The sequence below is a fragment of the Bacillus sp. OTU530 genome, from assembly GCF_038440375.1.
In genome coordinates, this window is sequence record NZ_JASATP010000003.1 from 173115 (window position 1) to 187132 (window position 14018).

Annotated in this window: 12 protein-coding genes; 11 read left to right on the plus strand and 1 reads right to left on the minus strand. The window is 45.5% G+C overall.

Annotated features, from left to right (window positions below):
• Window positions 1-71 precede the first annotated feature (71 nt).
• Window positions 72-260: a 50S ribosomal protein L28 gene (rpmB, locus tag AAHB12_RS03385; protein ID WP_129726809.1), complete on the minus strand. Its 189-nt coding sequence runs from the start codon at window positions 258-260 to the stop codon at window positions 72-74.
• A 366-nt stretch (window positions 261-626) separates the two neighbouring features.
• On the opposite strand from rpmB, the gene AAHB12_RS03390 reads away from it, so the two are divergent.
• The 11 genes from AAHB12_RS03390 (at window position 627) to ftsY (ending at window position 13971) form a co-directional block, all read left to right on the plus strand.
• Window positions 627-989, plus strand: a complete 363-nt coding sequence (locus AAHB12_RS03390) for an Asp23/Gls24 family envelope stress response protein (protein WP_129726808.1) — start codon at window positions 627-629, stop codon at window positions 987-989.
• A 22-nt stretch (window positions 990-1011) separates the two neighbouring features.
• Complete coding sequence (locus AAHB12_RS03395; protein WP_342044299.1) at window positions 1012-2691, plus strand: DAK2 domain-containing protein; 1680 nt, start codon at window positions 1012-1014, stop codon at window positions 2689-2691.
• Window positions 2692-2796: 105 nt separating this feature from the next.
• Window positions 2797-4845 carry an ATP-dependent DNA helicase RecG gene (recG, locus tag AAHB12_RS03400; protein WP_129726806.1) on the plus strand — a complete coding sequence of 683 codons (2049 nt, stop codon included), beginning with the start codon at window positions 2797-2799 and terminating at the stop codon, window positions 4843-4845.
• A gap of 96 nt (window positions 4846-4941) precedes the next feature.
• Window positions 4942-5529, plus strand: a complete 588-nt coding sequence (fapR, locus tag AAHB12_RS03405; protein WP_129726805.1) for a transcription factor FapR — start codon at window positions 4942-4944, stop codon at window positions 5527-5529.
• Complete coding sequence (gene plsX / locus AAHB12_RS03410; protein ID WP_342044300.1) at window positions 5526-6524, plus strand: phosphate acyltransferase PlsX; 999 nt, start codon at window positions 5526-5528, stop codon at window positions 6522-6524. The genes fapR and plsX overlap by 4 nt, the downstream gene beginning before the upstream one ends.
• On the plus strand, window positions 6525-7469 hold the full coding sequence (gene fabD / locus AAHB12_RS03415) for an ACP S-malonyltransferase (RefSeq protein ID WP_342044301.1): 945 nt from the start codon (window positions 6525-6527) through the stop codon (window positions 7467-7469). It abuts the gene before it with no gap.
• Window positions 7469-8209 (plus strand): 3-oxoacyl-[acyl-carrier-protein] reductase, encoded by a 741-nt coding sequence (gene fabG, locus AAHB12_RS03420; protein ID WP_129726802.1) that lies wholly within the window; start codon window positions 7469-7471, stop codon window positions 8207-8209. Before fabD ends, fabG begins: the two co-directional genes overlap by 1 nt.
• An 85-nt stretch (window positions 8210-8294) precedes the next feature.
• A complete protein-coding gene (locus tag AAHB12_RS03425) occupies window positions 8295-8528 on the plus strand; it encodes an acyl carrier protein (protein WP_129726801.1) in 234 nt (77 codons plus the stop codon).
• A gap of 74 nt (window positions 8529-8602) precedes the next feature.
• Window positions 8603-9343 carry a ribonuclease III gene (gene rnc, locus AAHB12_RS03430; protein ID WP_129726800.1) on the plus strand — a complete coding sequence of 247 codons (741 nt, stop codon included), beginning with the start codon at window positions 8603-8605 and terminating at the stop codon, window positions 9341-9343.
• A 53-nt stretch (window positions 9344-9396) separates the two neighbouring features.
• Window positions 9397-12966 (plus strand): chromosome segregation protein SMC, encoded by a 3570-nt coding sequence (smc, locus tag AAHB12_RS03435; protein WP_342044302.1) that lies wholly within the window; start codon window positions 9397-9399, stop codon window positions 12964-12966.
• A gap of 15 nt (window positions 12967-12981) precedes the next feature.
• The gene (gene ftsY / locus AAHB12_RS03440; RefSeq protein WP_342044303.1) at window positions 12982-13971 is read left to right on the plus strand and encodes a signal recognition particle-docking protein FtsY; all 990 of its coding nucleotides are present in this window, start codon (window positions 12982-12984) and stop codon (window positions 13969-13971) included.
• The last annotated feature ends 47 nt before the right edge of the window (window positions 13972-14018 follow it).

A 14018-nucleotide genomic window follows, 5' to 3' on the forward strand; every position in this document is an offset into this window, starting at 1 on the left:
GCCATAAAAGCGGGCCTTGTCCGCTTTTATGACTAAAATGCAAAAAGAGCCCAATTTGGACTCTTTTATGATTAAACGCGTTCGATTTTGCCGGATTTTAATGCTCTAGCAGAAACGTACACACGCTTTACTTTACCGTTAACGACGATGCGAACTTTTTGAAGGTTAGCACCCCATTTGCGCTTAGTTGCGTTCATAGCGTGAGAACGTGAGTTACCAGAACGAGCTTTTCTACCTGTGATTGCACAAACACGAGCCATCTATATTTCCCTCCTAACTACCATAACGTACCTTATTTTTCAAGGGCTTAAGGGCGGTTTTAGCCCCAAAAACACTACTATAATTTAACACAAGTATAATTAGAATGCAACAGTGTTCAAAAAAGAAATCAAGAAAAATTCCTTGACATAACATCTTGCCAAATGTTGTATAATAACGATGGGCAATTTTGTGTATTCTTAAAATTTCGGACTACGCTGAATTTGCTTTCAGCCGGAAATTCATACTTTCCTACGCTGTAAGAAAAGGTAGCAACGTAAACGGGAAATAGCATTTTCCCTGAAAAGCGTATATGATAGAAATAAGCAGTTCAACTCGCTTTGAATATTTCCAAAGGGGGAAACCATATGTCAATTGAAATGAAGACGGAATATGGACAAATCGATATTAGTACGGATGTAATCGCAACAATCGCCGGAGGTGCTGCAGTAGATTGTTACGGGATTGTAGGAATGGCTTCCAAGAATCAGCTCAAAGATGGGTTAACGGATATTTTGCGAAGAGAGAACTTTACGCGCGGTGTGGTTGTTCGTGATGAGAACGGTGAAGTACATATTGACATGTATATTATCGTGAGCTACGGTACGAAAATCTCAGAGGTAGCCCATAATGTGCAAACAAAAGTGAAATACACGCTAAATCAAACTGTCGGATTGGCTGTGGATTCGGTAAATATTTACGTGCAAGGAGTTAAAGTAACGAACTTGTAAGGTGCAATAAGGAGGAAGGTCTGTGTCCATAAAACAAATTGATGGAAAGCGTTTAGCACAAATGATTTTACAAGGCGCGACAAACTTAACAAACAATGTGAAACTTGTAGATTCGCTAAACGTTTTTCCTGTTCCAGACGGTGATACGGGTACAAACATGAACTTGTCTATGACATCGGGAGCAAAGGAAGTGCAAGGGAATGTTTCCGATCACGCCGGGAAGGTTGGAGCGAGTCTCGCAAAGGGGCTGCTAATGGGGGCGCGCGGGAACTCTGGTGTTATTTTATCCCAATTGTTCCGCGGGTTTGCAAAGGCAATCGAACAAAAGGAAATGTTGACAACAGCAGATTTTGCCCAAGGGCTTGAGGCTGGTGTGGAAACAGCCTACAAAGCGGTGATGAAGCCGATTGAAGGTACAATTTTAACAGTGGCAAAAGATACTGCGAAAAGAGCGGTGACAGCAGCGAAAAGGCAAACGGATTTCATGTCGTTTATGGAGGAAATTGTCCAGGAAGCAAACGCATCTTTAAACCGTACCCCGGATCTTTTGCCAGTATTAAAACAAGTCGGGGTTGTCGACAGCGGTGGGAAAGGGCTTTGCATTGTATATGAGGGCTTTTTAGCCGAATTAAAGGGAGAAGTCATTGCAGTAAAAGAGCCGATAGCATCTATAGAGGATATGGTGCAGGCAGAGCATCATCGTACTGTCCAAAGCCAACTCAGCACAGCAGATATTGAATACGGCTATTGCACGGAATTTATGGTGAAGCTTGATCCAAAAAAGATAAAAGAACATCCATTTTCTGAGCAAAAGTTTCGTGAGGATATGAGTGCGTACGGTGATTCATTGCTCGTCGTGGCAGATGATGAACTCGTTAAGGTTCATATTCATGCAGAGCATCCGGGAGATGCCATGAACTATGGGCAGCGCTACGGCAGTTTAATCAAAATTAAAATTGAAAATATGCGCGAGCAGCATACGCATTTATTGCATGGTGAGAGTGCGGCGCATGCGGTAGTACCGGCAAAGAACGAAGCGCAAAAGCAGCCGTACGGCATTGTCACAGTTGCGATGGGCTCAGGGATTAAAGAGCTGTTTGAAAGCATGGGTGCGGTTCAAGTAATTGAGGGCGGCCAAACAATGAATCCGAGCACAGAGGATATTGTAAAAGCGATTGAAGAGGCAAATGCAGAGCAGGTAATACTCTTGCCGAATAATGGGAATATCGTTATGGCTGCACAGCAGGCTGCGTCAGTCGTCGGGGAGCATGCTGTTGTTGTGCCATCAAAAACGGTTCCTCAAGGAATGGCAGCTGTGCTTGCGTTTAATCCTGCGCTTACGCTTGAAGAGAATGCAAGCAATATGAAAGCAGCCCTTTCTTCTGTGAAAACGGGTCAGGTGACGTATGCTGTGCGCGATACACAGATAGACGGCGTTGACATTAAGAAGGATGACTATATGGGGATTGCAGAAGGAACAATTGTTGCCGCGGCTGGTGATAAAGTGGAAGCAGCGAAGAAGCTTCTGGCGCATATGGTTACTGAAGACGATGAAATTGTGACAATTTTGCAGGGGGAAGATGCATCCGATGAACAAGTGGAGGAGCTGCAATCTTTTATTGAGGCTACATTTGAGGATGTAGAGGTAGAGGTTTATAAAGGGAATCAACCACTATATTCATTTATTATTTCTGCCGAATAAGGGAAAGCTCTGTCTCACAAGACAGGGCTTTTTGCTCGTTTCTTGTTGATAGACGCAAAAACGTTGCGCTAGCAATGTATGTTACAATATAAGGAGCAGGAGGTGATGTGCGTGACATTGGAAACACCGGTTACAGATTTGAAAGGTATTGGTGAAGAAACCGCGGTGATCTTGCATGAAATGGGATTATTTACGGTAGAAGATTTACTTGAGCATTTTCCATATCGGTATGAAGATTATGCGATGAGGGATCTTGCAGAAGTAAAGCATGAAGAGCGCGTTACCGTAGAAGGCAAGGTGCATAGCTTTCCGGTTTTGCAATATTACGGCAAGAAAAAATCGAGGTTAACATTTCGCGTGCTTGTTGAGCGTTATTTGATTAACGCAGTATGCTTCAATCGACCTTATTATAAAGATAAAGTGAAGATGGATGAAACAGTTACCATTACAGGAAAGTGGGATCAGCATCGGCAAACGATTTCTGTTACGGAGGTACATTTCGGTGCACTTGTCCGGCAACAGGACGTAGAGCCGGTATATTCGATTAAAGGCAAGCTGACAGTAAAGCAAATGAGACGCTTTATTTCACAAGCGCTGCAGCAATATGGGCAATACGTGAACGATCCGCTGCCGGATGGTTTGCTGCAGCGGTATAAGCTGCTGCCGCGGCGCGCTGCGCTGCAGGCTCTTCATTTTCCGGGCGGACAACAGGATGTGAAACAAGCACGCAGACGTTTTGTATATGAAGAGTTTTTTTTGTTTCAGTTGAAAATGCAGGCGCTGCGCAAATTGCAGCGTGAGAATTCAGCGGGGACAAAGAAGGAATATGATGAGGCGGAGCTGCGCGTGTTTATCTCCTCTCTTCCATTCCCGCTTACAGGGGCGCAAGAGAGGGTCGTTTCTGAAATTTTACGTGATCTATCATCGGCATATCGAATGAATCGATTGTTGCAAGGTGATGTTGGATCGGGAAAAACGGTTGTTGCGGCGATTGCGTTGTATGCGGCAAAGCTTGCGGGTTATCAGGGAGCGCTGATGGTGCCGACGGAAATTTTGGCGGAGCAGCACTATCAATCTCTCTTTAATATATTTGAAGCATTTGATGTGAGGGTGGAGCTATTAACAAGTTCTGTAAAAGGGGGGCGCCGCCGTGAAATGCTGGAGCGTTTGCATGCTGGAGAGGTTGATATCCTTGTCGGAACCCATGCGTTAATTCAGGATGAGGTGAACTTTCACCGGCTTGGAGTTGTCATCACGGATGAGCAGCATCGCTTTGGTGTGGCGCAGCGCCGTGTGTTACGGGAAAAGGGAGAAAATCCTGATGTTTTATTTATGACGGCAACACCCATTCCGCGTACACTGGCCATTACTGCCTTTGGCGAAATGGATGTATCGGTAATTGATGAAATGCCGGCTGGGCGCAAGACCATTGAAACCTATTGGGCGAAGCATGATATGCTGGATCGTGTGCTGGCATTTGTCGAGAAAGAACTGCAAAAAGGACGACAAGCATATGTGATTTGTCCGCTTATTGAAGAATCAGACAAGCTGGATGTGCAAAATGCAATTGACTTACACAGTATGCTTTCTCATTATTTCGCTAACAAATGTAACGTTGGGCTGATGCATGGACGTTTATCCTCACAGGAAAAGGATGAGGTAATGCGGGCCTTCAGCCAAAATGAAGTACAGCTTCTTGTATCTACAACGGTTGTAGAGGTAGGGGTAAATGTGCCAAATGCGACAGTGATGGTCATTTACGATGCAGAGCGATTTGGGTTATCTCAGCTTCATCAGCTGCGCGGCCGCGTTGGGCGGGGGAGTGAGCAGTCGTATTGCATGCTCATCGCCGATCCGAAATCAGAAGTTGGAAAAGAGCGCATGCGTATTATGACAGAAACAAATGATGGTTTCGTTTTATCGGAAAAAGACTTAGAGCTGCGCGGGCCGGGTGACTTTTTTGGAAGAAAGCAAAGCGGCTTACCCGATTTTAAGGTGGCAGATATGGTCCATGATTACCGCGCTCTTGAAACGGCAAGAAGCGATGCCGCAATTCTTGTCGAGTCACATGCGTTTTGGCATACTTCGCAATACGCAGGGCTTCGGCTATATTTAGAGGAGAGCGGTGTATTTCAAGGAGAGAAGCTAGATTAAGGGAGCAGAGGCAACAAACTTTTTTGTTGCATTCTGCTTTTTTTGCTTATATACTACTATTAGTACCTAGTCATAAGATCGGAAGGCGCGAAATTAATGAGAAGACAGAAGAAGGAACGGCAACAGCTGCTAAAGAAAACGATACGGGATAATCCGTTCATTACGGATGAGGAACTGGCAGAAAAATTTCAAGTGAGTATTCAAACGATTCGTCTTGACCGCTTGGAATTATCGATTCCTGAGCTTCGTGAGCGCATTAAGCATGTAGCGGTTCAGCAATTAGAGGAAAATGTCAAATCGTTGCCGCTTGATGAAGTTGTTGGAGAAATTATCGATATGGAGCTTGACGTACAGGGGATTTCGATTTTAGATATCGGAATAGAGCATGTATTTAAGCGAAATAATATCGCGCGGGGACACCATTTGTTTGCGCAGGCAAATTCATTGGCGGTTGCTTTAATTGATGAAGAATTGGCCCTAACTGCAAAAGCAACAATTCAATATGTGCGCCCTGTAAAGCTAGCGGAGCGTGTTGTGGCAAAAGCGCGCGTGTCTAATATTGAAAATGACAAAGGCAGAACGGTGGTAGAGGTCAGAAGTTTTGTCGGAAATGAAATTGTGTTTACCGGGAAGTTTGAAATGTATCGGTCGAGTAAAAACAGTGAGGATGGGAGCAGCAAATGAAAATTGCAATCGATGCGATGGGCGGCGATCACGCGCCTAAAGCCGTTGTGCTTGGCGCGATCAAGGCTGTCGAAACGTTTTCAGACATACATATTACGCTAGTTGGAAAAGAAGAGGAAATTCGCAAGTACTTAACGAAGGAAGAACGCATTTCCATTTTACATACAGATGAAGTGATTGAAGCAACAGATGAGCCAGTACGAGCGGTGCGTCGTAAGAAGAATGCCTCCATGGTATTGACCGCTCAACAGGTAAAGGAAGGGGACGCAGATGCGTGTATCTCAGCAGGTAATACAGGTGCGCTTATGGCAGCTGGATTGTTTGTAATTGGGCGCATTGAGGGCATTGAACGTCCAGCGCTATCTCCGACAATGCCGACAACTGACGGAAAAGGATTTATTATGCTGGATGTTGGCGCAAATGTAGATGCGAAGCCGATGCATTTGTATCAGTATGCAGTGATGGGCAGCATTTATGCTGAAAAGGTAAGAGGGATTTCAGCGCCGCGCGTCGGGCTGCTGAATGTAGGAACGGAAGACGGTAAAGGAAATGAATTAACAAAACAGACATTTGATTTGCTGAAGAACTCTTCCTTAAACTTTGTTGGAAACGTGGAGGCGCGGGATTTATTAGAAGGGGCTGCCGATGTGGTTGTGAGCGATGGCTTTACAGGAAATATCGCATTAAAGGCGCTTGAGGGTGCGGCTCTTTCTATATTTTCCCTGCTGAAAAAGCAGCTGACAAGCTCGTTTATCAGCAAGCTGGCGGCAGCAATGTTAAAGCCCAAGCTGCTTGGATTAAAGAAGCAAATGGATTATTCTGAGTATGGAGGAGCAGCCTTGTTCGGTTTGAAGGCACCTGTGATTAAGGCGCATGGATCCTCTGATGAGCACGCGGTATTCAGCGCGATTCGTCAAACAAGAGAAATGGTAGCAAATAATATGGTTGCAACGATTACAGAGGCGGTTGAGAGGCAAACAGAGGAGGTAAAATAAATGGGAAAAATCGCATTTTTGTTCCCTGGTCAAGGGTCGCAAGCTGTTGGCATGGGGAAACAATTAGCAGATCAGTATGAAGAGGTTGCGCAAGTGTTCAAGAAAGCTGATGAGATCCTAGGTGTATCGCTTTCAAAGCTCATATTCGAGGGACCTCAGGAGGAACTGACATTAACAACAAATGCACAGCCAGCTCTTCTAACAACAAGCGTTGCTATTCTAACGGCTTTAAAGCAATCTGGCATTACGCCTGATTATGTAGCAGGGCATAGCCTCGGTGAATATAGTGCGCTGGTAGCTGCGGGCGCGTTTTCATTTGAAGATGGCGTTTATGCAGTGCGCAAGCGCGGTGAATATATGGAGGAAGCAGTGCCAAACGGCGAAGGCGCAATGGCAGCTATTTTAGGCATGGATCCTGCTTTACTTCGGGATGCAACAGAGGAAGTAACAAAGCAAGGACACCCAGTGCAAATTGCGAATATGAACAGCCGCGCGCAAATCGTAATTTCCGGAACGAAAACAGGTGTGGAGCTTGCATCACAAAAAGCGAAGGAAAACGGTGCCAAGCGGGCGATTCCTCTTCGCGTGAGCGGTCCGTTTCACTCCTCTCTTATGAAGCCGGCTGCAGAAAAATTCCGTGCGGTCCTTGATGGGATCGCAATGCATGACGCGAGCATCCCGGTAGTGGCAAACGTAACAGCAGACGTGATAACAAACAAAGAAGAAATCAAGGAAAAGCTAGTCGAGCAGCTCTATTCTCCAGTGCTTTGGTATCCAGCAATTGAACGTATGGCAGAACTAGGTGTAGATACAGTTGTAGAAATTGGTCCAGGTAAAGTGTTGGCAGGATTGATGAAATCAATCGCTCCATCTGTGCAGACATATGCAATTTACGATGAAGAAACGCTTCAGAGCACAATTTCAAAATTGAGAGGAGAAGGCTGATGCTACAAGATAAGGTTGCAGTTGTAACAGGAGCGTCCCGCGGAATCGGCCGCGCTGTAGCGCTTGAATTGGCAAAGAACGGCGCAAAGGTAGTTGTTAACTATGCAGGCAACGAACTAAAGGCAAAGGAAGTAGTCGATGAAATTCAAAAGCTTGGCAGCGAAGCGATTGCAGTAAAGGCTGACATCGGAAACGGTGAGGAAGTAAACGCGATGATCAAGCAAGCTGTAGATACATTTGGAAAAATTGACATTCTTGTCAATAATGCCGGCATTACAAAAGATAATCTGTTAATGCGTATGAAGGAAGAAGAATGGGATGCAGTCATTAATACGAACCTAAAAGGCGTATTTTTGACAACAAAAGCAGTATCCCGCCATATGATGAAGCAGCGCGCTGGTCGCATTATCAACATCGCCTCTGTTGTTGGGGTAACAGGAAACCCTGGACAAGCAAACTATGTGGCAGCGAAGGCTGGTGTGATTGGTTTAACGAAAACTGCGGCAAAGGAGCTTGCGCCTCGCAATATCACGGTAAACACGGTTGCGCCTGGCTTTATCGTAACAGATATGACGGACAAACTGACAGAAGAGGTAAAGCAGGAAATGCTAAAACTGATTCCGCTTGCAAAGTTCGGTGAGGCGGATGATATTGCGCATGCGGTAACGTTCCTTGCATCCGATCGCAGCGGCTATATTACAGGCCATACGCTGCATGTCAACGGCGGCATGAGCATGTAGGGGTCCCTTTATATAACAAAGAATTGATTTTGTCTAGTTTTTCTGTACAATATCTAATATAATACTTGAGGGGAGGTGAACCATAATGTCAGACGTTTTAGAGCGTGTAACAAAAATCATCGTAGATCGTCTTGGAGTAGACGAAACAGAAGTAGTCCCTTCTGCTAATTTTAAAGAGGATCTAGGTGCGGATTCTTTAGATGTAGTAGAACTTGTTATGCAGTTAGAAGATGAGTTCGAAATGGAAATTTCCGATGAGGATGCAGAGAAAATCGCAACTGTTGGCGATGCTGTTAGCTACATAGAGAGCCACGTATAAGATTTTGAGCAAGTCCCGTTTCTACGGGGCTTTCTCAGCATATATGCATACCTGCGGATGTTTAGGAGGAACCTATGCCGTACAGAAGACATAGAGACAAAAGATTTGAAGCGAAATATCGCGAGGCTTTCAAACAGTTTCAAGACAGGACGGGCATTGCATTTCAGAATGAAAAGCTGCTAATTCAAGCTTTCACGCATTCATCTTATGTGAATGAGCATCGCAAAAAACCTCATGAAGATAACGAGCGTTTGGAATTTTTAGGAGATGCGGTATTGGAACTAACCATCTCCCAATATTTGTTTCAAAAATATCCGACTATGAGCGAGGGGGAGCTTACAAAGCTTCGCGCTGCTATCGTTTGTGAACCATCTCTTGTGCAATTTGCCAATGAATTGTCATTTGGTGAGCTTGTTTTACTAGGGAAAGGCGAGGAGATGACAGGTGGACGTGAACGCCCGGCGCTATTGGCGGATGTGTTTGAGGCATTTATTGGGGCGCTGTACTTAGATCAAGGGTTAGAGCGCGTTTGGGAATTTTTAAAACATATCGTGTATCCGAAAATTAACGAGGGTGCTTTTTCTCATGTGATGGATTTTAAAAGTCAGCTGCAGGAATTGATTCAGCGTGACGGCAGCGGGAGCATTGAGTATCAAATTTTGCAGGAGAAGGGTCCTGCGCATAATCGTGAGTTTATTTCCCGTGTTACTTTAAATGGAGTGGCCTTGGGCCTGGGAAGCGGAAAATCAAAAAAGGAAGCGGAGCAGCATGCCGCAGAGGAAGCGTTAAAAAAGCTAAAAGAACATCAAGAATGAATCCCCCTGATCAAAGGGGGATTCATTCTGCGTAAAAAGGGGGAAAGTGATAAATGTTCCTCAAAAGACTAGATATCGTTGGATTTAAATCGTTCGCAGAGCGCGTGGCCATTGACTTTGTTCCAGGTGTCACGGCGGTAGTCGGTCCGAATGGAAGTGGTAAAAGCAATATTACAGATGCGATTCGCTGGGTTCTTGGCGAGCAATCTGTTAAATCACTGCGCGGTGCAAAAATGGAGGATATTATTTTTGCTGGCAGTGATTCGCGTAAATCGCTCAACATAGCGGAGGTAACATTAACGCTTGATAATGAGGATCAGCAGCTGCCCATTGAATATAATGAGGTAAGTGTAACGCGGCGCGTATACCGCTCTGGGGATAGTGACTTTTTGATTAATAAGCAATCATGCCGCCTTAAGGATATCGTTGATTTATTTATGGATTCGGGCATGGGCCGGGAAGCGTTTTCGATTATTAGCCAAGGGAAGGTCGAGGAGATTTTAAGCAGTAAATCTGAGGATCGCCGGGGGATTTTTGAGGAAACAGCCGGAGTGTTGAAATATAAAACACGCAAGAAAAAGGCAGAGGCGAAGCTCGAGGAAACACAGGAAAATTTAAATCGTGTTGAGGATATTATCCACGAACTGAGCAGCCAGATTGAGCCGCTTCGCATCCAATCCTCTGTTGCGAAGGATTATCTGGAAAAGAAGGAAGAGCTGGAAAAGGTAGAAACAGCCCTGATCGTATATGAAATTGAGGAGCTGCATACGAAATGGGAACGCCTGCAGGAAGAGCTTGCAAACAATAAAGATCACGAAGTCAAGCTGTCCGCAAAGCTGCAAGCAGGTGAGGCGAAGACGGAGGAGCATCGCGAGCATATGCATGCTATTGATGAGTCAATCGCTTCTTTGCAGGAGGTGCTTCTCCTATCAAGCAAGGAGCTTGAGAAGCTTGAGGGGCAAAGGGAAGTACTAAAGGAGCGGAAAAAGAATGCGGCTGTCAACCGCACACAGCTCGAGAAAACCATCCAGGATTTAACGAGAAAACTTCAGCAATATGAAGTGGATGTGAAGCAAGAAAAGAGCCAGCTGCAAGCATTCGCTCATTCAGTAAAGGAACTAGAGCAGCGTCTCCATCAGCATCAGCAGGTCATGATGACATATGAACAAAACGTCGAGGAAGAAATTGAGAAGCTGCAAGGCGACTATATCGAGTTGTTGAACAAGCAGGCTGGTCTTCGGAATGAGTCGGTTTTAATAGGCGAGCAAACGAAGCAGAAGGAATTTAAAACGAGACGTCTAAACGAAGAAAATAGTAAATTTTTAGAGTTGCGAACTTCTATTGAAGAGAAGAAGGCACGTTTAAATGTCGAGTATGAAGCACTTCAGTCAGCTATGGCCCAGCACATCTCGCTGCTGCAGGAGACTGAGCAAAAGGTTGCACGTATGAGAACGCAGCAAACAGAGGATGAAGCGAAGCTGTATCAAGCGTACCAATATTTACAAAAGGCGCGTTCCCGTAAAGAAATGCTTGAGGAAATGCAAGAGGAATATACCGGTTTTTATCAAGGCGTCAGGGAAGTGCTGAAAGAGCGCGGCGGACGGCTGGATGGAGTCGAAGGAGCTGTTGCTGAGCTTATTACTGTACCCGAGAAATATGAAACCGCTATTGAAACAGCATTAGGCGCCGCGGCCCAGCACATTGTTGTCCAAGAGGAACAGCATGCCAGAGGAGCAATTGCTTTTTTGAAGAAGCATCAGTATGGGCGTGCTACGTTTTTGCCAATGACAGCAATCAAGGGCAGATATATATCATCTGACATTTTGCAGGCTGCGCAGCAGCATGCAGCTTTTATAGGTGTGGCGTCTGAGCTTATTGCGTATCAGCCACCGTACCGGAGTGTAATTACAAATTTGCTCGGGACAGTTATTGTGACGAGTGATTTAAAAGGTGCGAATGAGCTGGCGCGATTGCTGCAATATCGATACCGCATTGTTACGCTTGAGGGGGATGTGGTGAACCCAGGCGGATCCATGACAGGGGGCGCTGTAAAGCAGGCGAAAACATCGTTGCTTGGACGGCAGCGAGAGCTTGAGGCATGGACGGAGAAGCTGGCGGATATGGAGCATAAAACGAGTGCCCTAGAGAAATATATTCAATCTTTAAAAAGTGAAATCGGCGGGCTAGAAAAGAAGGCGTCTGAGCTTCGGACGCTTATTGAGAATATCCGGGCAAATGAGCGTGTGCAAAAAGAAGAGATTACCCAGTTAGAAGTGGAAGAGCATCGTATCAATGACCGTCTTGCTCTTTACGATTTAGAGATGAATGATTTTCATGAGGAGCACACAAAGACAGCGGAGAGAGAAAAAGTGCTGCAGCAAGAGCTTGAGCAAATCAGTGGAACGATTGCAACGTTAGACGAACAGATGAAGAGTTTAACGAAGCAAAAAAGTGAGCAGCGCTCCTCCAAGGAAAAGCTGCAGACCGAAATTACAGATATCAAAGTACAGGTTGCGCAGGAGCAGCAGCGTTTGCAGAATCAGAAGGAAACGGTGACTCGGTTGCTGCGGGAACAGGGTGATGCAAATGAAATACTGTCTAGGGCAGAGGGGGATTTAGATCTGCTGAAGCGCGAGACAGCTTCCAGCTCAAGCGGAGAGGCTCATTTGTCGGAGCAAATTGAGAAAAAGGCGCATGACCGGAATCAGACAGTTGAATTGATTAGTGCGCGCCGGGAGCAGCGTCTCGGTCTTCAAACTGCATTAGAGGATGCGGAAAGAGAAACGAAGGAAACAAAGCGGCAGCATAAATATGTACTGGATGTCGTCAAAGATCAGGAAGTGCAGCTAGGGCGTCTCGATGTAGAATTGGAGAATCGACTGCAGCAGCTGCGTGAAACGTATACAATTTCGTATGAAGCGGCAAAACTGAAATATTCGCTTATGATGCCTGTAGAAGAGGCGCGTAAACGGGTAAAGCTGATCAAGCTGTCTATTGAGGAGCTTGGCACAGTGAACTTAGGTGCGATTGAAGAATATGAGAGAGTGTCCGAACGTTATCATTTCCTTCTCGAACAACGCGGTGATTTACAGGAGGCAAAGAATACGCTGCATGGGGTTATCAGCGAGATGGATGAAGAGATGAAGAAGCGGTTTGCTTATACATTTGGGGCAATTCGCACTGAATTTCAAGCGGTGTTTCGCGAGCTGTTTGGCGGTGGACGAGCAGACTTGATTATGACAGACGAAAAGGATTTATTGAACACAGGCATTGATATCGTAGCACAGCCGCCTGGGAAAAAGCTGCAAAATCTTGGACTGCTGTCTGGCGGGGAGCGTTCGTTCACCGCAATTGCACTTTTGTTTGCTATTTTACGGGTGCGGCCTGTTCCGTTTTGTGTACTTGATGAGGTAGAGGCGGCGCTCGATGAAGCGAACGTATCGCGCTTTGCGCAGTATTTACGGAAGTTCAGTCAAGAAACACAATTTATCGTCATTACGCACCGAAAGGGAACAATGGAGGAATGCGATGTGCTCTATGGTGTTACCATGCAGGAGTCTGGCGTTTCTAGGCTTGTTTCTGTTCGGCTTGATGATGATGCTAAAGCAATTGCGAATGATTAGAAAGGATGTGGCGTAATGAGTTTTTTTAAAAAGTTAAAGGAAACAATTTCCCGTCAAACAGAATCAGTAACAGAAAAGTTTCGACAAGGTCTTGAAAAAACACGTACTTCCTTTTCTGAAAAGGTGAATGATCTTGTATACCGGTATCGAAAAGTAGATGAGGATTTTTTTGAAGAGCTAGAAGAAATTCTAATTGGCGCCGATGTTGGTGTGACAACGGTAATGGAGCTGATTGAAGAGCTAAAGGATGAGGTAAAGCGCCGTAATATTCAGGATACAAAGGACGTGCAGGCGGTTATTTCTGAGAAGCTCGTAGAAATTTATAAAAGCGATGATGATTTTAACGGCGAATTGCATCTGCAAGAAAATGAGCTTACTGTCATTTTGTTTGTTGGCGTCAACGGTGTAGGAAAAACAACAACAATCGGTAAGCTTGCACACAGATTGAAGAGCCAAGGAAAAACAGTTTTGCTGGCGGCTGGGGATACTTTCCGCGCCGGTGCTATTGAGCAGCTCGAAGTATGGGGAGAGCGTGTAGGCGTGGATGTCATTAAGCAAGGGTCAGGATCTGACCCGGCAGCTGTGATGTACGATGCGGTTCAGGCAGCGAAAGCGCGCAAGGTAGATGTACTGCTTTGCGATACGGCAGGCCGCCTTCAGAATAAAGTCAATCTGATGAAGGAGCTTGAGAAGGTAAAGCGCGTTATTGAGCGCGAGGTTCCCGGTGCACCTCATGAAGTGCTGCTTGTGATTGATGCGACAACAGGACAAAACGGCTTAAGTCAGGCAAAAACCTTCCGTGAAGTGACAGACGTAAGCGGGATTGTATTAACGAAGCTTGACGGTACAGCAAAAGGCGGGATTGTGCTTGCAATCCGAAATGAAATGAAGGTGCCTGTAAAGTTTGTTGGTCTTGGTGAGAAAATGGACGATCTTCAAGAATTTAACCCTGAACAGTATGTATACGGCTTGTTTGGAGACTTGATCGATAAGGAAGCAGAATAGAGCTTGCAAGAGGAAAGGCTTGACACGTGTTTTATTTCTCTGTACAC